The organism is Microbacterium sp. NPDC055502 (genome assembly GCF_053643635.1).
Genome location: NZ_JBSHKJ010000001.1, coordinates 1,250,803 through 1,270,685 on the forward strand (window position 1 = coordinate 1,250,803; position 19,883 = coordinate 1,270,685).

19 protein-coding genes are annotated in these 19,883 nt (G+C 71.9%); 9 read left to right on the forward strand and 10 right to left on the reverse strand.

Features of this window, described 5'->3' with window-relative positions:
- The first annotated feature begins 1 nt into the window (after position 1).
- Positions 2–598 (forward strand): DUF305 domain-containing protein, encoded by a 597-nt coding sequence (locus ACWH95_RS06195; protein WP_206252055.1) that lies wholly within the window; start codon positions 2–4, stop codon positions 596–598.
- Between the two features lie 75 nt (positions 599–673).
- Here the strand turns inward: ACWH95_RS06195 and ACWH95_RS06200 are convergent, their stop codons facing one another.
- The 3 genes from ACWH95_RS06200 to ACWH95_RS06210 are packed head-to-tail and all read right to left on the reverse strand — an operon-like array spanning position 674 to position 4,230.
- On the reverse strand, positions 674–2,041 hold the full coding sequence (locus ACWH95_RS06200) for a threonine/serine ThrE exporter family protein (RefSeq protein ID WP_454120374.1): 1,368 nt from the start codon (positions 2,039–2,041) through the stop codon (positions 674–676).
- Positions 2,042–2,061: 20 nt separating this feature from the next.
- Positions 2,062–3,417, reverse strand: a complete 1,356-nt coding sequence (locus ACWH95_RS06205) for an anaerobic C4-dicarboxylate transporter family protein (protein WP_136030513.1) — start codon at positions 3,415–3,417, stop codon at positions 2,062–2,064.
- Between the two features lie 30 nt (positions 3,418–3,447).
- Positions 3,448–4,230, reverse strand: coding sequence for a Type 1 glutamine amidotransferase-like domain-containing protein (locus ACWH95_RS06210; RefSeq protein WP_454120375.1), 783 nt, complete (start codon positions 4,228–4,230; stop codon positions 3,448–3,450).
- A 91-nt stretch (positions 4,231–4,321) separates the two neighbouring features.
- Here ACWH95_RS06210 and ACWH95_RS06215 point away from each other — a divergent pair, with 91 nt between their 5' ends.
- Positions 4,322–5,359 (forward strand): lactonase family protein, encoded by a 1,038-nt coding sequence (locus ACWH95_RS06215; protein WP_454120376.1) that lies wholly within the window; start codon positions 4,322–4,324, stop codon positions 5,357–5,359.
- A gap of 77 nt (positions 5,360–5,436) precedes the next feature.
- On the opposite strand, the gene ACWH95_RS06220 is transcribed toward ACWH95_RS06215, so the two are convergent.
- Positions 5,437–6,168, reverse strand: a complete 732-nt coding sequence (locus ACWH95_RS06220; protein WP_378803160.1) for an SGNH/GDSL hydrolase family protein — start codon at positions 6,166–6,168, stop codon at positions 5,437–5,439.
- Positions 6,169–6,222: 54 nt separating this feature from the next.
- Between ACWH95_RS06220 and ACWH95_RS06225 the strand changes: the two genes are divergently transcribed.
- The gene (locus tag ACWH95_RS06225; RefSeq protein WP_136030505.1) at positions 6,223–6,750 is read left to right on the forward strand and encodes a cytochrome C5; all 528 of its coding nucleotides are present in this window, start codon (positions 6,223–6,225) and stop codon (positions 6,748–6,750) included.
- 9 nt (positions 6,751–6,759) lie between these two features.
- Here ACWH95_RS06225 and ACWH95_RS06230 read toward each other — a convergent pair whose 3' ends face one another.
- The 6 genes from ACWH95_RS06230 to ACWH95_RS06255 form a co-directional block, all read right to left on the reverse strand.
- Positions 6,760–7,626, reverse strand: a complete 867-nt coding sequence (locus ACWH95_RS06230) for an alpha/beta fold hydrolase (RefSeq protein WP_454120377.1) — start codon at positions 7,624–7,626, stop codon at positions 6,760–6,762.
- Positions 7,627–7,690: 64 nt separating this feature from the next.
- On the reverse strand, positions 7,691–8,695 hold the full coding sequence (locus tag ACWH95_RS06235; RefSeq protein WP_136030501.1) for a magnesium and cobalt transport protein CorA: 1,005 nt from the start codon (positions 8,693–8,695) through the stop codon (positions 7,691–7,693).
- A 398-nt stretch (positions 8,696–9,093) separates the two neighbouring features.
- Entirely contained in the window at positions 9,094–9,888 is a 795-nt protein-coding gene (locus ACWH95_RS06240; RefSeq protein ID WP_452312143.1) for an SDR family NAD(P)-dependent oxidoreductase, read from the reverse strand.
- 264 nt (positions 9,889–10,152) lie between these two features.
- A complete protein-coding gene (locus ACWH95_RS06245; RefSeq protein ID WP_454120378.1) occupies positions 10,153–11,187 on the reverse strand; it encodes a Gfo/Idh/MocA family protein in 1,035 nt (344 codons plus the stop codon).
- Positions 11,184–12,230, reverse strand: coding sequence for a Gfo/Idh/MocA family protein (locus ACWH95_RS06250; protein WP_454120379.1), 1,047 nt, complete (start codon positions 12,228–12,230; stop codon positions 11,184–11,186). Before ACWH95_RS06250 ends, ACWH95_RS06245 begins: the two co-directional genes overlap by 4 nt.
- Positions 12,227–13,396, reverse strand: coding sequence for an ROK family transcriptional regulator (locus tag ACWH95_RS06255; protein WP_136030493.1), 1,170 nt, complete (start codon positions 13,394–13,396; stop codon positions 12,227–12,229). The genes ACWH95_RS06250 and ACWH95_RS06255 overlap by 4 nt, the downstream gene beginning before the upstream one ends.
- A gap of 188 nt (positions 13,397–13,584) precedes the next feature.
- On the opposite strand from ACWH95_RS06255, the gene ACWH95_RS06260 reads away from it, so the two are divergent.
- The 6 genes from ACWH95_RS06260 to ACWH95_RS06285 all read left to right on the forward strand — a co-directional run bounded on the left by ACWH95_RS06260 (position 13,585) and on the right by ACWH95_RS06285 (position 19,854).
- Complete coding sequence (locus ACWH95_RS06260) at positions 13,585–14,826, forward strand: ABC transporter substrate-binding protein (protein WP_454120380.1); 1,242 nt, start codon at positions 13,585–13,587, stop codon at positions 14,824–14,826.
- A gap of 68 nt (positions 14,827–14,894) precedes the next feature.
- Complete coding sequence (locus tag ACWH95_RS06265) at positions 14,895–15,800, forward strand: carbohydrate ABC transporter permease (protein ID WP_136030489.1); 906 nt, start codon at positions 14,895–14,897, stop codon at positions 15,798–15,800.
- Complete coding sequence (locus ACWH95_RS06270) at positions 15,797–16,702, forward strand: carbohydrate ABC transporter permease (RefSeq protein ID WP_136030487.1); 906 nt, start codon at positions 15,797–15,799, stop codon at positions 16,700–16,702. The genes ACWH95_RS06265 and ACWH95_RS06270 overlap by 4 nt, the downstream gene beginning before the upstream one ends.
- A gap of 19 nt (positions 16,703–16,721) precedes the next feature.
- On the forward strand, positions 16,722–17,756 hold the full coding sequence (locus tag ACWH95_RS06275; protein ID WP_206252045.1) for an NAD-dependent epimerase/dehydratase family protein: 1,035 nt from the start codon (positions 16,722–16,724) through the stop codon (positions 17,754–17,756).
- The gene (locus ACWH95_RS06280; protein WP_241115065.1) at positions 17,756–18,841 is read left to right on the forward strand and encodes a dihydrodipicolinate synthase family protein; all 1,086 of its coding nucleotides are present in this window, start codon (positions 17,756–17,758) and stop codon (positions 18,839–18,841) included. The genes ACWH95_RS06275 and ACWH95_RS06280 overlap by 1 nt, the downstream gene beginning before the upstream one ends.
- Positions 18,838–19,854 carry a hydroxyacid dehydrogenase gene (locus ACWH95_RS06285; RefSeq protein ID WP_136030481.1) on the forward strand — a complete coding sequence of 339 codons (1,017 nt, stop codon included), beginning with the start codon at positions 18,838–18,840 and terminating at the stop codon, positions 19,852–19,854. Before ACWH95_RS06280 ends, ACWH95_RS06285 begins: the two co-directional genes overlap by 4 nt.
- Positions 19,855–19,883: the final 29 nt, after the last annotated feature.

The following is a 19,883-nucleotide window of genomic DNA, read 5'->3' on the forward strand; positions in this document are numbered from 1 at the left end:
CATGAAGAATCGAACCACCCGTACCGCGGCCGCCCTCGTGATCGCGGGGTCGCTCGCGCTCGCCGGCTGCGCGTCGAGCGAGCCCGCGGGCCCCGCCGACCACTCCGGCATGGACCACTCCCCGAGTGACGCCCCGGCCGCCGGGGCGAACGACGCGGATGCGATGTTCGCGTCGATGATGATCGTGCACCACCAGCAGGCGGTCGAGATGTCCGACATCGTGCTCGCGAAGGACGGCGTCGACCCGCGCGTGGTCGACCTCGCCGAACGCATCACGGCCGCGCAGGGGCCCGAGATCGAGCAGCTGCAGGGCTGGCTCGACGACTGGGGTGTCGACGCGGCCGACTCCGGCGCCATGGACCACGGCGACGGCATGATGAGCGACGACGACCTCGCCGCGCTCGAGGCCGCGACCGGGCCCGAGGCGTCGCGGCTGTTCCTGGAGCAGATGATCGTGCACCACGAGGGCGCGGTCGAGATGGCCGAGGTGCAGCTCGCGGACGGCGAGAACGCCGCTGCGGTGGCGCTCGCGCAGGACATCGTCGACGCCCAGACGGCCGAGATCGCGGAGATGAAGGACATCCTCGCGAGCCTCTGACGCCGAGAGCCCCGCGTCGCCCTCGCGCGGCGCGGGGCTCACCCCGTCCCCCGCCGCCGGACATCGCCGCGAGGGCTATCGCTGATCCGGGCGCGGCGGAGTCCGCTCGGCCCTCCCGACGCGGCGCGCCACACGTCGCAGCGGGTGCGCGAGCCGCTGCCACAGCGTGGGGGCGGGGGTGTCGTCGGGAGCGGGCGGCGGAGCCACCGCGAACTGCACGAACTCCTCGGCGCCGTGGTGCACCACGCGGTACAGGGCCGTGCCGATCAGCACGCCCAGCGCGATCGACATGACCGACACGAGGGCGGCGGCGAAGTCGGCCAGGCCGTTGTCGGTCGCGAACGCCTCGGTCAGTCCGACCAGTCCGGCCGCCCCCGGCACGAGCAGCCAGAACGCCGGAAGGAACGTCAGCTGCGAGGGCGCCCCGTGCCGCAGCCCCGCGATCCAGAACACCACCGGGGTCACCGCGAGCGCGCCGACGAAGCCGCCCACGGCCGGATCGATGAACTCGGTGCCCGCCCACTGGCCCACGTAGGCGACCACGAGCGCGAGCAGCACCCATCCGAAGGTCGACGGCGGCGCCGAGAAATGGAGGTAGTTGCCCAGCGCGAACACGAGGATCCCCAGCAGCGGCACCCACCACGGCAGGAACGAGGAGGCGTCGAGCGGCTCGTACGAGTCGGACGACACCCCCACCACGGCACCCGCGGCGAGGATGCCGAACGCCAGCAGTGCGAGCTGCACGAACCCGTAGACCAGCCGCGACGCCCCGGAGATCATCTGGCCGGCGGCGAGCTCGACCGTCGCGGTGGTCAGCACCCCGCCCGGAAGGAACGTGACCAGCGGGGCGATCAGCACGCGGATCGGGTCGCCGACCTCCACGGCCTCCGCGAGCAGGAACACCGCGGTCGCGCACACGAACGCCGCCGCGATCGGCATGATGAGCTGCAGCGTGGGCGAGCGCACGAGCTTGAGCAGCCCGATCCCGAAACCGAGCACGAACGCGACGGTCGCGCCCTGCCAGGTGGGGGCGAGCAGCAGGGCGAGCCCGGTGGTGAGGATCGCGTGCCCGAGCGTGCGCGTGAACCAGCCGAGGCGCGGTCGCATCGCGCCGATCTCGTTGAGCCGCCGGATGCCGTCGCGCGGCGCGACCGCGCCGGTGCGGGCCTGCGCGATCAGCTCGTACAGTGCCGCGATCTGGTCGAAGCGGAACGACGCGTTGGTCGCGGAACGGATGGCGACGCGCTCCTCCTCCTCGTCGCCCGTCTCCACGATGATGATCGTCGGCAGCACCACGAAGTCGGTGTCGTCGCCGCCGGACGCGCGCGCCACCGCGGCGATCGTGTCGCGGATGCGGTCGACCGACTCCGCCGAGGCGTTCATCCCCTGCGCCAGCCCGAGCAGGAACTGGCGCAGCGCCGACCGGTCGACGACGTCGGTCATGTCACCCCACCGCGGTCATGTCACGCGAACAGGAACGACAGGGCGACGCCGACCACGATCGCGGTGCCGACGTAGACCAGGTTCGGCAGCTGGAACGAGTGGTCGACCACGAACTTGCCCATCTTGGTCGTGCCGGTCTGGTCGAACGCGACCGTGGCGACCTGACTGCCGTTGGCGGGCAGCGTGTAGATGCCCATGGTCGCCGGCCACAGGCCCACCAGCAGCGGGGCGGGCAGCCCGATCGTGATGCCGATCGGCACGATCGCGTTCGTCGCGCTCGACTGGCTCGTGGTGAGCATCGCGACCGCGAACAGCGCCAGCGCGAACAGCAGCGCGCCCAGGAACGCCGACGACCCCGACACCACGGAGCCGAGTCCGTCGACGATGAGCGTCTGGTTCGCGGCGACGAAGGTGTTCGCCAGCCACGCGATGCCGAACAGGGCGATGGCGCCGACGATGCCGGCGGGGAACGTGGGCTGCTTGGGCACGTCGGCCGCCTTCACCTTGCAGAACACGAAGATGAGGGCGGCGATGATGCCCATGGTGACCTCGATGATGACGGTCACGCTCAGACGCACGGGGTCGCCACCGTCATCGGTGCCGATCACCGGTCGCAGATTCTCGAACAGGCCGAAGAACACGATCACCGCGACGCCCGCGAGAAACAGCGATGCGGAGAGCACCGCGGTCTTCGGCAGCGTCTTCTCGTGCGCGTCGACGACCGGCGGCTTGATCTGCCCGTCCGCCAGGCGCTTCTGGTACTCCGGGTCGTCCTCCAGGTCCTTGCCGTGGCGCATCATCACGAGCGCCGCGACGAGGAGTCCCGCGATGGAGGCCGGCCACATGATGAGCAGCAGCCCGCCGAGGTCTACGCCCTGCGGCGCGAGCAGCACCACCATCGAGGCGGTCGCAGCCGACACGGGGGAGCACAGGATGCCGACCTGCGAGGCCACGGCCGAGACTGCCAGCGCCCGCTCCGGACGAATCTTCTGCTGGTACGACACGTCGTAGATCACCGGCAGCAGCGGATAGAAGATGTTGCCCGTTCCCGCGCCGACCGTGAACAGGAACGACATCGCGGGGGCGAGGAACACCACCGACTTGGGGCGTTTGCGGATGACCTTCGCCGCGACGGACACCATCCAGTCGATGCCTCCGGCGGCCTGCATGGTCGAGGCGGCCGTGATCACGGTGATGACGATGAACACCGCGTCGACGGGGGCGTTGCCCGGCGCCTCGCCGAAGACGAACACCAGCACGGCGACGCCGACGAGGCCCCACACGCCCAGGCCGATCCCGCTGGTGCGGGTGCCCATGAAGATCGCCAGGACGACGACGATCAGCTGGGCGATGAGGAGGAAGACGTTGTCGTTCATGACGATGCCCCGATCATCAGGATGGCCCGGTCAGGAGGAGGGTCCGGTGGCGATGGGCCCGGTGCCGGTGAGCACCTGCACGGGCAGCTCGGTCTCGACGATCTGCCCGTCCACCGCTTCCACCCGCAGGGCGAGGGCGTCGTCGACCGGGCTGATCGCCGTCACGAACTCGGAGTTCTCGAAGTGCAGCGACTGGAGGTTGCCCACCGCGTAGCCGGTCGACAGCTGCCCGCTGAGCAGGGAGGCGTGGAACAGCGGCCGGCGCTGGTCCTCGGCGTCGTAGTGCGGGCAGAAGCTGCCGTGCAGGAAGCCCAGGCCCTCCGGCAGCACCTGCAGCGTGGGGCCGTAGCTGTCGGTCGTGCCGCCCTCGAACCAGCAGATCCCGCCCGCGCTGCCGCCGGTGAACACCACGTTCGACGCCGGGTCCTCCCACATCTCGCGCATGATCTCGTCGAGTCCCTGCCGCTTCCACACGTCGAGCATGTTGGCGGTGTTGCCGCCGCCCACGTGGATCACGTCGAAGCCCTTCACGAACCCGGCGAGGTCGTCGACCGCACGGTGGAACAGCGGCAGGTGGTGCGGCGCGCACCGGTCGGAGTCGTACGTGGAGTAGAAGCTCACGATGTAGGCGGTGTCGTCGCCCGTCGCGGTGCCGACGAACAGCACCCGCGGTCTGTCCTTGCCGGTGAGTCTCAGGATGTAGTCGTGCGTCGGATCGTTCCGGCGCTCCATCATGGCCTTCCCGGCTCCGGTTGCGACAACATGTGACATCGGTGACCCCCCGGTTCGACGGCTGCTCTCAGGCGTCAACATAGTGGTGAGGGACCCGGCGCGTCCAGCACTCCTCACCCGCTCGACGTGAGGGACGGTGCGGCCGTCGGCGCACGCCATAGTGGGAGGGGACGTGTCGACGACGGCGGGAGGGCCCACGGTGGCATCGAGCGAGTTCGCGGTGTGCGCGATGTCCGAGCGCCCGGCGCTGTGGACGCTGGTCTGGCATCCCGAGACCGAACGGTGGGAGGCGCGCGACGCCGCGGTCGCGCTCGACCGGCCGTTCGCGCTCGCCGCCCACCCGTCCGGCTCCCTGTACGCCGCGGGCCTCACCCCCGAGGGCGCAGTGCATCGGCTCACGCGCGGGCCCGGCGACGGCGCGGCCGACTGGGTCGTGCGGCAGAGCCTCGCCCTGCCGGGGGTGGAGCTGCCGTGCCGGGTGCGGTTCGACGCGGCTTCGCGGCGCCTGCTGATCCCCGGGTACGGGAACGGGGCGCTCGGGGTGGTCGACCTCGACCGGGACGGCGGCTTCGCCGGGGCCGCCCGAGTGGTCGCGTTCACCGGCGGTGGGCCCGACCCCGAACGACAGGACAGCCCGCACGCCCACGACGCCCTCGCGCTCGCCGCCGGCATCGGCGTGACCGACCTCGGCGCGGACGTGCTGCGCATCCTCGACCCGACGACCCTCGCCGAGCGGGCGCCGCTGGGGCTCCCCGCGGGCACGGGACCCCGGCACGTGGCCGACCTCGGCGGCGGACGGGTCGCGCTCTCGGGCGAGCTGGGCTCGACGCTCGTGCTGGCCTCGGTCACCGAGCGCCGCGTGCTCGACGTGCTGCCTGCGACCGCGCACGGCTCCGGCGGGTCGAACGCGCCCAGCACGGTGGTGCACGATCCCGTGCGCGGCCTGGTGCACGTCGCGAACCGCGGCGCCGACACGATCCTGACCGCCCGGACCGACGGCGACCGCCTGGTGCGCGTGTCCGAGGTGCCCGGCGGCGGCTCCCGGCCGGAACATCTCGTGCTCACCGGCCGGCACCTGCTGGCGGTGCACTCCGCCGACGGCGCGGTCGTGGCGCTGCGCCTGCGCGACGGGGTGCCCACGGCCGAGGTCGCCGCGGAGACCCGGGTGCCCGGCGCGATCTGGATCGAGCCGCTGCCGCCGCGGCGCTGAGCCGACGTTGCGGTCAGCGCTCGGGCAGCTCGGGGCGCCAGCGGTTCCGGTGGCTCCGGCGGTTCCGCGCGGCGGGGTCAGGCGTTGAGGCGGGCGGCGCCGACCTGCGCCTCGAGCAGCGGCAGGGTGCGGCTGCCCGCGGGCGTCAGGCCGAGGGTGCGCGCGAGTTCGAGTGCGAGCGCCGCGTGCCCGGCCGCGTTCGGGTGGAACGGGTCGCCCATCAGGCCCCACGGCACCCCGCCGTTCCCCAGCTCGGCGTAGCGGGCGTACTGGTCGACCAGGAGCACGTCCTCCTCCGCGGCGACGCGCCGCACGGCCTCGGCGAACTCGGCGATCCGCGACCGCTCCGGGGCGTTGAGGCCGTCCACCGCGGGCGGCGTCTGCACCACCACGACCGCGTCGAGGTCGCGCGCACGCCGCACGAACTCCCGCAGCGACTCCGCATACTCGGCGGCCGAGAGCACGGGGCGCTCGCCGCCGGTCGACACATCGTTCGTGCCGATCATGAGGGTCACCACGTCGGGGTTCCAGGAGGCGACGCGGCGGTCCCAGTCGTCGAGGATGTCGGCGATGCGGTTGCCGCTGATCGCCGAGTTGATGACGATGTCGCGCACGCGGGCGAGCTCGCCGCGGATGAGCTCGTGCAGGTGCTCGGGGTAGCTGCGTCCGCCCTGCGTGTGCACCAGCCCGTGGGTGATCGAGTCGCCCGTGATCAGCCAGTTCAGCGGCGCCGGATCGGCCAGGGCGGCGGTCAGGCGCTGGAGGTCGGCGGTGGCGGAAGCGGGGGCGGGGGATTCGGCGTTCGGCACGGCTCCGAGCCTATCGGCCGACCACGGCGACCCCGGATGCGGGAGACTGGACGGATGACCTCGTCTGCGCTCGACCGTCTCCTCGCCCGCATCGCCGACTCCGGTCTGCTCGACGACCCCGTCGCGGAGAACGGCCTGGTGTACGGCCGCGCCGGGATCGACGCGGCGGGCGCCACGGTCTCGGTGAACGTCGATCCGGAGCTCGACGAGCACGACGAGGTCGACGATGACGCGCTGGTCGCCACGCTGGAGCGCGTGCTGTCGGTGAACGAGTCGCGGTGGCGGGCGATCGTCGACGAGGTCGCGTCGGACATCGACGACGCGGTGGACGACGAACCCGTGGTCGAGCAGATCGATCTGCGCGACGACCTGGAGGCCACGTCGGTCGTGGTGTTCGCCGATGCCGTGCTGCTCGCGTTCGTCGCTCCGAAACAGTTCCCGGAGTCGCGCATCCTGGTGCAGCTCGACGAGGAGTTGGAGGTCGACGGCGTCGAGGTGCGTGCGCTCGACGGCTCCGAGACGATGGAGTTCGACACCCTTGACGACCTCCTCGACGAGATCAGCCGCTCCGACGAGGACTGAGCGCCCTCGTCATTCCGCGTCGAGCACCTCACGGAGCGTGGCGGCGAACGCCTCGGGCTGGCCCGCATAGCCGGACTCCCCGCCCAGGAAGCCGCCGTGGTGGCTGGGGAAGACGGTCGCCTGCTGGCCCAGCCGTTCGGCCAGCGCGAGCGCGGTCCGTCCGGTGTACCCCGTCAGCGACTCCTCGCCCACCGCCACCACGATCCGCGTCGGTGCCGCCTGTAGCGCCGCGATGTCGGGCGTGTAGTCGACGACCGCCCACGACCGCTCCGACAGCAGCGGATCGTCGCGGGATCCGTCGTCGTCGGCGGGCATCCCGAACGCGACGGGGTCGGGCAGCGGCTGCGCGAGGAACTCCTCGGTGAACTCGCCCTCCCACGAGGTCATCGCCAGGAAGCCCGCCATCCCGGCGCCCCAGCCGCGGTCCTGATACGCGCGGGTGTAGGCGGCCCTGGCGCGGCGGGCGGCCTCGGCGTCGGGCAGCACCGCATCGATCGGCGGCTCGTGCGCGACCAGGGTGGCCACGTCGTGCGGGTGGGCGGTGACCAGGGCGAGCGCCGTCACTGCGCCGCCGCTGCTCGCGAACAGGTCGACCGGTCCGGCGCCGAGCGCCTCGATCAGCGCGTGCACGTCTTCCGCCTGCGTCTTCGGCTCGTTGGTGACGCCCCCGTCGTGCCGCACGCTGCGCCCCAGGCCGCGCGGGTCGTACGTGATGACGGTGCGGTCGGGGAAGAGCGCCACCTGGGCCTGGAACCCGCTGGCGTCCATCGGCTGACCGATCATGACCAGCGGACGCCGCCCGTCGGCCGTGGGCAACGGGCCGTGCACGTCGTACACGAGATCCACGTCGGGCAGTTCCAGGGTGTGCTGCGTCATGTCGATCTCCTTCGCGCGTCCCCGTGGATCGTACGTGCCGTCACGGACGTTCCACCAGGGGCGGTCACAGCCACTTCTTGTACTTGAACACCCCGTACAGGCCCACCGCGAACGCCGCCATCGCTCCGATCGCCATCGGGTACCCGAACGCCCAGTGCAGCTCGGGCATCACGTCGAAGTTCATGCCGTACACCGTGCCGACGAGCGTGGGGGCGAAGATGATCGCGGCCCAGGAGGAGATCTTCTTGATTTCGTCGTTCTGCGCCAGGCCCGCCTCGGTCTGCCGCCGCGCGACCAGCGCCGAGTGCACCGTGAGGGCGTTCTCCAGGATCGCGCGGAACGAGTCCACCCGCTCGTTGACGCGGATCGTGTGGTCGAGCACGTCGCGCAGCGACCGCTGCAGCTCCTCGTCGATGCGGTACTTCTCCGACCCGCGGCGGAGCCACTCCAGCATCCCGCTGAGGGGGTGCACGGCGCGCTGGAAGTTGATCACCTCGCGGGACAGCTCGTAGATGCGGCGGGACAGTGCGCTGTCGTCCGCGCCGTCGCCGAACAGCTGGTCCTCGATCTCGTCGATGTCGTTGAGCAGACCGGCGACGATCGGCTCGTAGCCGTCGACCACCTCGTCGAGGATCGCGTACAGCACGGCCTCCGGTCCCATCGCCAGCAGCTCCGGGTTCGCCTCCATGCGGGAGCGCACGGCGGCGAGGTTGGGCGACTCGGCGTGCCGGATGGTCACCACGAAGTCGGGCCCGACGAACAGGTGCAGCTCGCCGAACTCGATCGACTCCTCCTTGTCGCGGTAGCGGGCCGGGCGCAGCACCGCGAACAGGGTGTCGCCGTAGCGCTCCACCTTCGAGCGCTGATGCCCGGAGAGCGCGTCCTCCACGGCGAGGGGATGCAGGTCGAACTCGCGCGCGACGGACTCGACCTCCGCCGGGCTGGGGCGGTAGAGGCCGATCCAGGCGATGCCGCCCGCCGCGTCGAGCATGCGGTAGGTCTCGTCCAGGTTCCTCGGGGTCTCCACGCGACGTCCGTGGACGTACACGCCGTTGTCGATGAGCGCCATGATGCGGCTCCGTTCTCGCGAGCGCACGGCAGCGGAGGTTCCGTGCGCGGATTCGTCAGGGGGCGGGAGACGCCGCCGACGGCTGCGGAACAGGACGTGCGGACGCGGACCGGGAGGTCAACGCGAGAGCGCAGGGAGTCGCGACGCAGCGAGGGCGGCGTCGTTACTATCGTCGGACATCGCCATCACCGCCTTCCGGACTCTCGGGGGTCACACGACCCGACGTGCCAGCATACTCCCGGAACCTGGACGGGGGCGCGGCGGAGGTTCGACCGTCCGGACAGACGCATCCATGCCATGACGCAGAACTCCTCCGCGGCCGACGACCTCACCGTCTTCGCGCCCTGACGCGGCCCCCGGTCCGGGCGGCCTGCGACCGGGACCGATCGCAGCGGCGACTACGGGACGATCGCGTCGATGTAGCCGCCGTCGACCCGCACCGCCGCGCCGGTCGTGGCCGACGCGAGCGGCGAGGCGAGATAGGCGACCATGTTCGCGATCTCCTCCGGCTCGATCAGCCGCTGCAGCAACGACTGCGGGCGGTGCAGGCGCATGAACTCGCGCTGCGCCTCGTCCCACGGCAGGTCCGGGTCGACGAGGGAGTACACGAAGTCCTCCACGCCGCCCGTGTGGGTGGGCCCCGCGAGCACCGAGTTCACCGTGACGCCGGTGCCCGCCGCCTCCTTCGCGAAGCCGCGCGACACCGCCAGCAGCGCCGTCTTCGACATGCCGTAGTGGATCATCTCCGCGGGGATCACGACGGCGGAGTCGCTGGCGATGTCGAGCACCCGCCCCCAGCCGCGCTGCATCATGCCCGGCAGCGTCGCCCGGATGAGCCGCACGGCGGCGAGCACGTTCACCTCGAAGTAGCGGCGCCATTCGTCGTCGGAGATGTCGAGTGCCGGGGTCGCGCCGAAGATCCCGAGGTTGTTCACCAGCACGTCCACGTCGCCCGTGGTGTCGAGCACCGCCGCGGCGCCGTCGTCGGTGGTGACATCGCCCGGCGCGGGCACCAGGCTCCGCTCGGGGTTCTCCTCCCGCAACTCGGCGACCACCGCCGCGACCGTGTCGGCGCTGCGGCCGTTGACCGCCACGCGGGCTCCGGCGTCGGCGAGGGCCGTGGCGATGGCGCGGCCGATGCCCTGGGTGGAGCCCGTGACGAGGGCGGTCTTTCCGGTCAGGTCGATGCGCATGATGCTCCTCCGTGTCGGTGCTGCCGTGTGCAACACCGCCGCGCCTCCATCCATGCCCGCCTCCATCCATGCCCGCGCACCTCCTCCCGCGGGCGTGAGCCGTGTGCCGGGATCGAAAAGGTGCCGGGGGCGGGCTCCGCGGGGACGGTCTCGATCCCGCGTCGAGCGGGTGTGTCCGCCGCGGTGGTGCCAGGGTCGAAAAGGTGCGTGTGCGGTGCCCTGAAGGCGCGATTCTGACCCCGCATCGAGCGGGTGGGGCGCCGGCTAGAGGTGCACGACCTCGCCGTCGCGGGCGGCGGAGGCCTGCGCGGCCTTCACGATCTCGACCGTGCGGATGCCCACCCCGGCGTCGGGCTGCGGCTGACGGCCGTCGCGCACGGCACGCACGAACTCCTCCAGCAGCAGCGCGTCGAGGTCGGCGCCGACCGGGCTCCAGGTCTCACCGTGCGCGTCGTGCCCGGCGACGCCCTTCGCGAACGGGCTCACGGTGACGGTGCCGCGCTCGGCGACGACCTGCAGCGTGAGGCCGCCCCACGTGGCCGAGCTCATCGGCCAGCTCCAGGAGCAGTCGATCGTGGCGACCACGCCGCCCGGGTACTGGATCGTGACGAGCCCGCCCGTCTCCACCGACAGCTCGCGCTGCGCGTGCAGCACCCGGTTCGACACGGCGCGCACGGACGCCGCTCGCTCGCCGAGCAGCTCGCCGAGCAGCTCGTCGAGCAGGTCGGCGCAGTGGACGACGTGGTCGACCAGCGCGCCGCCGCCCGCGAGCTCGGGGTCGGTGAACCAGGCCCTGTCCTGCGGGAGCTTGCCGTTGTTGATGCCGGTCACGCCGAGGATGCGCCCGAGTCGTCCGCTGCGCAGCTCGGCGATCGCGTCGCGCACCGCGGGGGAGAACCGCACGGGATAGGCGACCATGAGCAGCACACCCGCGGTCTCGCACGCGTCGCGCATGGCGATCGCATCCTCGACCGTGGTGGCCAGCGGCTTCTCGCACAGCACGTGCACGCCCGCCGCCGCAGCACGCTCGACGAGGGCGCGGTGCCGGGAGTTCTCGGCCGCGATCACGACGGCGTCCGGCTTCCACGCGAAGGCCTCGTCGTACGTGTCGACGTAGGCCACGCCCAGCTCGGCGGCGAGCTCGGCGCCGCGGGGAGCGTCGTCTGGCGCGGCCGCGCCGTCGGGGTCGGTCGCGATGAGCTCGACGCCGGGCATCTCCTTCAGCGCGTGCACATAGCTGAGGGCGTGCGTGTGCGCGAACGACAGGACGGCGATGCGCAGCGGGGCGGGGGCGGTCATCGGGTGGCCTCCTCGGTGGCGGGCGCGGCGGGAACGGGAGCGGTGGAGTCGGCCGCGGCGGTCTCCCCGGGGAGGGCGACCGCGGAGCCCGAGGCGATGGAGGCGTAGGCGGCCTCGGCGACCGCGACCGCGGCGATCCCGTCGGCGGGGGCGACGCGCGCCGCACGGCCCTCGCGGATCGCGGCCACGAAGTCGGCGATCTCGGCGTAGTACGGGCTCTCCTCGGGCGACATCGGCGGCAGGTAGTCGGCGTCGCCCTCGGGCACCACGGCGTCGGTGCGGAGGGTGTGGTCCTCGGCGCTGTCGTACCGCAGACGGCCCGCCGATCCCGCGACCTCGACGCTCGTGCGGAACGGCATGCCGGGCTGCACCCAGCTCGCGTGCAGGTGAGTGAGCACCCCGTTGCGGTGGGTGAGCACGACGTGCGCGGTCACGGGCGCGGGCACGCGGTCGTCCACCGTCGGCGGGTTCTGCACGGCGTAGACGCTGGCGACCGGACCGGCGAACCACAGCGCCTGGTCGATGTCGTGGATCATGAGGTCGCGGATCACGCCGCCGCCCGCCCGCTCGGAGAAGAACCACCCGGTCTGCGGCGCGGAGCCCGCACGGCTGAACCGCTGCACCGCGAGCTCGCCCACGTGCCCGGCCTCGATGCCCGCCTTGATCTGCGCGTACTCGCCCATGTACCGCACGACGTGCGCGGGGAACAGCCGGACACCGGCGCGAGCGGCGGCCGCGGTCACCTCTGCGGCGGCCTCGGCGGTCGCGGCGAGCGGCTTCTCGCAGATCACGTCGCGACCGCGGGCGATGGCGCGCAGCGCGAAGTCGGCGTGGGTGCTGCTGGGCGTGACGATGTCGACCAGGTCGACCAGCTCGATCAGCGCGTCGACGTCGGCGACCAGCTCGAAGCCGTACTCCGCGGCGATCTCCTCGGCACCGTCGAGCGAGGTCACGTAGCCCCGCACGCCCAGCGCCCGCCACGCGTCGGCGTGCACGCGGGAGATGCCGCCCGCGCCGATGAGTCCGACTGTCAACGTGCTCACTGCTTCTCCTCGGTGTCGTCGCCGGTGACCGGCTCGTGCGGCAGGGGGGTGATGGGCGGGGCGGGCATGTCGTCGATGCCGGAGATCTCGGCGGGGTGCCGCTGGAACGCGTGCACGACCGCACCGTGCGCGGCGGCTTCCGCGCCCAGTCGCGCCTCGGCGACCGGCACCTGGAACGGCAGCCCGAGGTGCCCGGGGAGCGCGGCCCGCAGCGGGTCGAGCAGCTGCTCGTGCGCCGCCGAGAGTCCGCCGCCGATGACGACCATGGCGGGATCGACCGTGAGGATCAGGGTGGCGATGCCGTGCGCGAGCTCGTCGATGAACGCGTCGAGCTCCTCGCGTGCCCCGGGGTCGCCCTCCCGCGCGAGGGCGAACACCTCCGCGGCGGTGGGGGCCGTGCGCCAGGGGATCTGCCCGGTCTCGCTGTTGAGTCCGCGGAAGGCCAGGCGTCCGATGTCGCCCGCCGCGTTGTGGATGCCGCGGCGGGGGCGTCCGCCGAGGATGAGGCCCATCGCGATGCGGTTGCCGACCGACAGGTAGATCACGTCGTCGACGAGCTGCGCGACCCCGAGGTGGTGTTCCGCGACCGCGGCGAGACGCACGCCGTTGTCGACGGCGACCGGGCACCCGAACGCGTGCCGCAGCTGCGATCCGATGTCGATGCCCGACCACTCGGGGATGACGACCGAGGTGGTCACGCGGCCGGCGTCGTCGACGAGCCCGGGGAGGGAGACGCCGACGGCGCGCACCTGCGACGCGGGGATTCCGGTGTCGGCGAGGGTGCCGCGGATGTGGGAGATGACGGCGGCGAGCTTGGCGGCCCCGTCGGTCTGCGCCGAGACGCCGGGGTAGGTGCGCTGGGCGACGACCGCTCCGGCCAGGTCGGACAGCACGACCCGGACGCTCGCGACGCCGATGTCGACGCCCACGACGGTGCCGGCGGCGGCGTGGAACGCGTACCGGCGGGCGGGTCGTCCGGCGCCTCCCCCGTTCTGCGCGGGCGCGTCGACCAGCAGCCCGGAGTCGCTGAGCACGGTCACGGCGTTCTCGACCGAGGTGCGGGAGACCTCCAGCGAGCGGGACAGATCGCTCACGGTCGCCGGTCCCGTGTCGCGCAGCTGGAGGGCGCAGCGCGCCACGATCGACAGCGGACTCGTCACGCCCATGTGCGGTGCCTCCTTCGTCCCCGTCGTTGGTGCGATCAAATTAGCACACCCGGTTCTCACATCGTGTTTTGTCGTTGACGATCGAGAAACACGCTGGAAACAAGCGTCTGAGAACTTGTACTTGACGAATTATCCCAGCCCAATGTCATAATGAACCGTACTCAGCACGGTTTACGCAAAGGAGCACCATGCGCGTCAGCAAGATCACCGGCGTCGTCGCGGGAGTCGCGGCCGCCACCCTGTTGGCCGGATGTTCGGCCGGCGGAGGCACCACCGCAGAGGGCGAGCAGGACATCACGGTCTGGCTCTACCCGGTCATCGCCGACGAGGCGGTGCACAAGGACTTCTGGGACTCGACCATCGAGGCGTTCGAGAAGGAGAACGAGAACGTCAACGTCTCCTACGAGATCTTCCCGTGGGCCAACCGCGACGAGGCCCTCCAGACCGCGATCGCGGCCGGCAAGGGTCCCGACGTCGTCTACCTCATCCCCGACCAGCTCGCCGCCTACCAGAAGTCGATCGCTCCGCTGAACGACCTGCTCAGCACCGAGCGTCAGGACGACCTGCTGCCCAACGTCAAGGAGTCCGTCACCATCGGCGGCGACATCCTCGGCGCCCCCATCCTCACCAGCGCCCAGCCGCTCATCTGCAACGCCGCCGCGTTCGAGGCCGCCGGCGTGACCGAGTACCCCGAGACCTGGGACGACGTCGCCGAGATGGCACCCGCGTTCGTGGAGAAGGGCATGTACGCCCTGAACTACCCGGCGTCCGCCGAGAACACCCTCAACCTCACCTACTACCCGCTGCTGTGGCAGGCGGGCGGCGAGGTCTACACCGAGGACGGCGAGGTCGGCTTCGACAGCAAGGCCGGCGAGAAGGCGCTCACCTTCCTCGCCGACCTGGCAGAGGAGGGCGCGCTCGACCCCGAGGCGCTCACCACCAACGTGCCGCTCGAGCAGACCGCGATCGCGCAGGGCAAGGTCGCCTGCACCTGGAACAACGCGGTCACCGAGGTCGCGCCGTTCTGGGGCGAGGAGAACGTGAAGGTGCTCGCGCCGCTCAGCGACAAGGAGTCCGTCGCGTACGGCACCGTCGGTTCGCTCTCGGTGCTCAAGGGCTCGAAGGCGAAGGACGCCGCCGCCGCGTTCGCCGAGTACGCCACCGGCGCCGACGTGGTCGAGCCGTACCTGACCGCCGCCGGCTACTTCTCTGCGCTCAGCACGACCGAGCCGCTGTACGCCGACGACCCGCTGCTCGGCGAGGTCGAGAAGTACGTGCCCGACACCACCGTCGGTCAGCTCGACGCCAGCTCCCGCGCCCTGATGGGCGTGCTGTCGCCCGAGATCCAGGCCGCCCTGCTCGGCCAGAAGTCGCCCGCCGACGCCCTGAAGGACGCCGCGGCCGCCGCAGCCCCGCTGCTGCAGAAGTGAGGCGACGGGGGCGTGCGGACACCCGCCGCACGCCCCCTCCTCTCCGCCCCCGACGTGAGGAAACGACAATGACGACGGCCACCACGGCACCCAAGCCCGCAGGGCGCGTCGCCCGGGTGCTCGCCCGGCGGGAAGCGCGCATCGCGTTCCTGTTCGTGCTCCCCGCCTTCCTGCTGTTCATCGCCTTCCGCTTCGGCCCGAGCATCGCGGGCGTGGCGCTGAGCTTCTTCGACTACGACATCTCCGGCGAGATCGCGTGGCGCGGACTCGACCACTTCCAGCGCCTGGTCGCCGATCCGCTGTTCTGGCGGGCGCTGGGCACCACCGTCATCTACACGGTGCTGGCGGTGCCGATCGCGCTCGTGCTGTCGACCGTGATGGCCCTCGGCGTGCGACGGGCCTTCCGCGGCGCCCGCTTCTTCCGGTCGATCTTCTTCCTGCCCGTCATCACCTCGCTGGTGCTCGCCGGCTCGATCTTCGTGTGGATCTTCTCGGCGAACGGCCCCTGGTCGGCCCTGATGGCCCCGCTCGGGCTGGGCGGCTCGTGGCTCGGCAGCACCGTGCTCGTGATCCCCGCGATCGTCGTGGTGGGCGTGTGGTCGCGGTTCGGCTACGGGATGATGATCCTCATCGCGGCGCTGCAGGACGTGCCGCGCGAGCTGGAGGAGGCCGCGCTGGTCGACGGGGCGAACGCCTGGCAGCGGTTCCGGTGGATCATCCTCCCGCACCTGCGCCCCACGTTCTTCTTCCTCGCGGTGATCGAGACCACCGCGGCCTTCCAGGTGTTCGACGTGATCTACGTGATGACCCAGGGTGGTCCGGCGAACGCCAGCTACTCGCTCGTCTACCTGCTGTACGACCAGGGCTTCCGCTACTTCGACTACGGCTACGCGGCCGCCGTCGGCGTCGCCCTGTTCGTCATGACCCTCGTGGTCGCCCTCATCCAGCGCCTCGTGATCGGAAAGCAGAAATGACCGCTCTCCTGCAGCCCCCGACGCAGACCGCCGCGCCGACCCCGCAGCCCGCGCCCCGCAAGCGCCGCTCGTTCCGCGCGCTGGAGCCCACCGGCTGGGGCGTGGTCGTGCGGTGGATCTGGCTGAGCCTCGCGGGCATCCTCAGCTTCTTCCCGTTCTACGCGATGGTCGTGCTGAGCCTGAAGCCCGGCATGGTTGTCGAGCTGCCCGGCTCGCTGCTGCCCTGGACGGACATCTCGTTCGACTCCTACGCGCAGGTGCTCGGCGGTCAGAACATCCTCGGCTGGCTGTTCAACACGCTCGTCTACTCGCTCGTGTCGGTCGTGGCCGTGCTGTTCCTCTCCGCGCTCGCCGGATACGCCTTCGCCAAGAAGCGCTTCCGCGGCAAGGAGGTCATGTTCTGGTCGTTCCTGGCGATGGTCATGGTGCCGTTCCACGTGACGCTGATCCCGACGTTCATCCTGATGGCGAACCTCGGCGGCATCGACACCTACTGGGGCCTGATCCTGCCGACGCTCGCGAACGCGCAGGCCGTGTTCCTGATGCGGCAGTTCATCCAGGGGCTGCCCGACGAGCTGTTCGAGGCGGCACGGATCGACGGTGCGGGGGAGTTCCGCATCTTCCTGCGGATCGTGCTGCCGCTGTGCAAGCCGATCCTCGCCACCCTCGGCATCTTCGTGTTCCTGTGGCACTGGAACGACTTCCTGTGGCCGCTCATCATCGCCAAGTCGAACTCGATGTTCACCCTCACCGTGGGCATCTCGTCGCTGCAGCAGCAGAACGTGCCGCTCAGCACCATGCTCGCCGGCTCCGTCGTGGCGCTGCTGCCCATCTTCCTCGCGTACCTGATCGCCCAGCGGTACGTGCAGGAGGGCGTGACCGGCACCGGGATCAAGGGCTGAGAAGAAGGGAAAGCACCACATGACTCAGCACAGCTTCGCCTCCGAGGCCGAGCTCGAAGAGGCCCTGGCCACGCCGAGCGACGCGCTCGTGGCCGACCTGGCACGCGGATCGGGCGACCTCGTGATCCTCGGCGCCGGCGGCAAGATGGGCCCGACGCTCGCGATGCTCGCGCGCCGCGGGATGGACGCGGCCGGCCGGACGGACGACGCCGTGTACGCGGTCTCGCGCTTCGGCGACGCCGCGATCCGCGAGCGCCTGGAGGCCGCGGGCGTGACCGTCGTGCCGTTCGACCTGATCGAGAACGACGACTTCTCCGCCCTTCCCGACGCCCCCCACGTGGTGTTCATGGTCGGCGCGAAGTTCGGTGCGGCGACCAACGCGTCGTGGGCGTGGGAGGTCAACGCCGCCCTGCCCGACCGGGTGGCCCGCCGCTACCGCGACAGCGCGATCGCCGTGCTGTCCACCGGCAACGTGTACCCGTTCGTGCCCGCGTCGTCGGGCGGCGCGTCGGAGGATGTGACCCCGGCGCCGATCGGCGAGTACGCCCAGTCGTGCCTCGGACGGGAGCGGGTGTTCGAGTTCGGTGCGCAGGAGCGCGGCACGAAGGTCGCCATCATCCGCCTGAACTACGCGGTCGACCTGCGCTACGGGGTGCTGGCCGACATCGGCACGGCCGTGCACGCGGGCGAGCCCGTGTCGGTCGCCACCGCCAACGTCAACGTGATCTGGCAGGGCTACGCGAACGAGGTGGTGCTGCGCAGCCTCGTGCACGCGTCGACCGACCCGTTCGTCATCAACCTCACCGGGCCGGAGCTGCTGAGCGTGGAGTCGGTCGCCCGCGGCTTCGGCACCCTGTTCGACCGCGAGGTCACGATCGTCGAAGAGCCGCAGCCGACCGCGCTGCTCAGCGACGCCCGCCGCTGCATGGCCCTGTTCGGCTACCCGTCCGTGTCGGCCGAGGAGCTGATCCGCATGCAGGCCTCCTGGATCGACGCGGGCCTGCCGATGATCGCCAAGCCCACTAAGTGGGCCGTGCGGGACGGGAAGTTCTGATGTCGTCGTCGTCCGCGGACACCGCGACCGTGCCGGTGCTGCGACCCGAGGCCGCGGCCACGCTCGCGCGCGGTGCCGTGATCCCCGCGCACCCGCTCGCGCTGACGGCCGACCGCACGCTCGACGAACGCCGTCAGCGCGCCCTCACGCGCTACTACCTCGACGCGGGCGCCGGTGGTGTCGCGGTGGGGGTGCACACGACCCAGTTCGAGATCCGCGACCCGGAGCACGCCCTGTTCGAGCCCGTGCTCGCGCTCGCCGCGGAGGAGCTCGACGCCCGCGCGGGTGCCGAGGTCGTGCGCATCGCCGGTGTGGCGGGCGGCACGGCGCAGGCGGTGGCCGAGGCCGAGCTCGCGCGCGGGCTGGGGTACGACGCCGTGCTGGTGAGTCCCCGCGTCGCGGGCGCCGACGAGCGTGCCCTGCTCGAACGCGCCCGCGCCGTCGGCGAGGTGCTGCCCGTGGTGGGCTTCTACCTGCAGACCGCGATCGGCGGGCCCGTGCTCGGCCGTGACTTCTGGCGCGAGTTCGCGTCGATCCCCTCCGTGGTCGCGGTGAAGGCCGCGCCGTTCGACCGCTACCGCACACTGGAGCTGGTGCGCGGGGTGGCGGCGTCCGGTCGCGCCGACGACATCGCCCTGTACACCGGAAACGACGACGCGATCGTCGCCGACCTGCTGTCCGAGTTCCACGTGGACTCGCCGTCCGGCCCGCGCACGCTGCGCTTCGTCGGCGGGCTGCTCGGCCAGTGGGCCGTGGGCACGCGGGCGGCCGTCGCGCTGCTGGAGCGGGCGCGGCAGGCGATGGAGGGCGACGCCGAGGCGTACCGCGAGCTGGGGCTGCTGGCCTCCGACATGGTCGACGTGAACCAGGCGGTGTTCGACCCGGGCAATGACTTCCACGGCGTGATCGCGGGCGTGCACGAGATGCTGCGCCAGCAGGGCCTGCTCGACGGCACGTGGTGCCTCGACCCGGCCGAGGGGCTCTCGCCAGGGCAGGCGGAGGAGATCGCCCGGGTGCGCCGTGCCTACCCGGCCCTGAACGACGACGCGTTCATCGCCGCGCACCTCGAGGACTGGCTGCGATGAGCGCCGCGGCGCCCGCGGTCGTCGTGGCGGCGGTTCCGGAGGCGCTGTCGGCGGAGTTCTTCGCGCCCGCCGACCTCGAGCGCCTGCACCGTGCCGCGGCCGCCGCGGGCGGGAGGTTCGTGCGGGTCGAGTCGCTCGACGACCTCGACCCCGCCGAGCTGCGCGGGGCACGGGTCGTGATCACGAGCTGGGGTGCCCCGCCGTTCGACCCCGCCCTGCTCGCGCGTCTTCCGGCGCTGGAGCTCGTGGCGCACACGGGCGCATCCGTCAAGGCGTTCGCGACCGGGGAGCTGTTCGACCGGGGCGTCGCGGTGACCCAGGCGGGCGACGCCATGGCCCGCCCGGTCGCCGAGGTGTCGCTCGCCTTCACGCTCGCGCTGCTGCACCGGCTGCCCGAGCTGTCGCACGGGGTGCGCGCGGGCGGCTGGTACGACGCGGCCGCGGTGGGCACGCAGCACGAGATCCTCGGGGCGCCCATCGCGGTGATCGGCGCGTCGCGGACGGGTCGTGCGTACCTGCCGCTGATCTCGGCGCTGGGCGCGGAGCCGCTGCTGGTGGATCCCACGATCGACGCCGCCGCGGCCGCCGCCCTCGGTGCCGAGCTGGTGCCGCTGGACGAGGCGCTTCGTCGCGCCCGCATCGTCGCGGTGCACGCGCCGACGCTGCCCGAGACGCATCACCTCCTCGGTCGGCGGGAGCTCGCGCTGATGCCCGACGGCGCGGGGCTGGTGAACACGGCCCGCTCGTGGCTGGTGGACGAGGCCGCGCTCATCGACGAGGTGCGTACGGGCCGCCTGAGCGCCGCGGTGGACGTGTTCGACGAGGAGCCGTTCGGCGCCGACAGCCCGTTCCGCACGCTCCCCGGGGTGCTCGTGACGCCGCATCGCGCCGCCGGCACCCACGAGGGGCGGCTGCGGCAGGGCCGGATCGTGGCGGACGAGGTCGCGGCGTTCTTCGAGGGCCGACCGCTCGCCCACACGGTGGATCGCGCCGCGCTGGCGTGGATGGCATGACCGCGGTGATCGCGCGCGGGGACGACCCC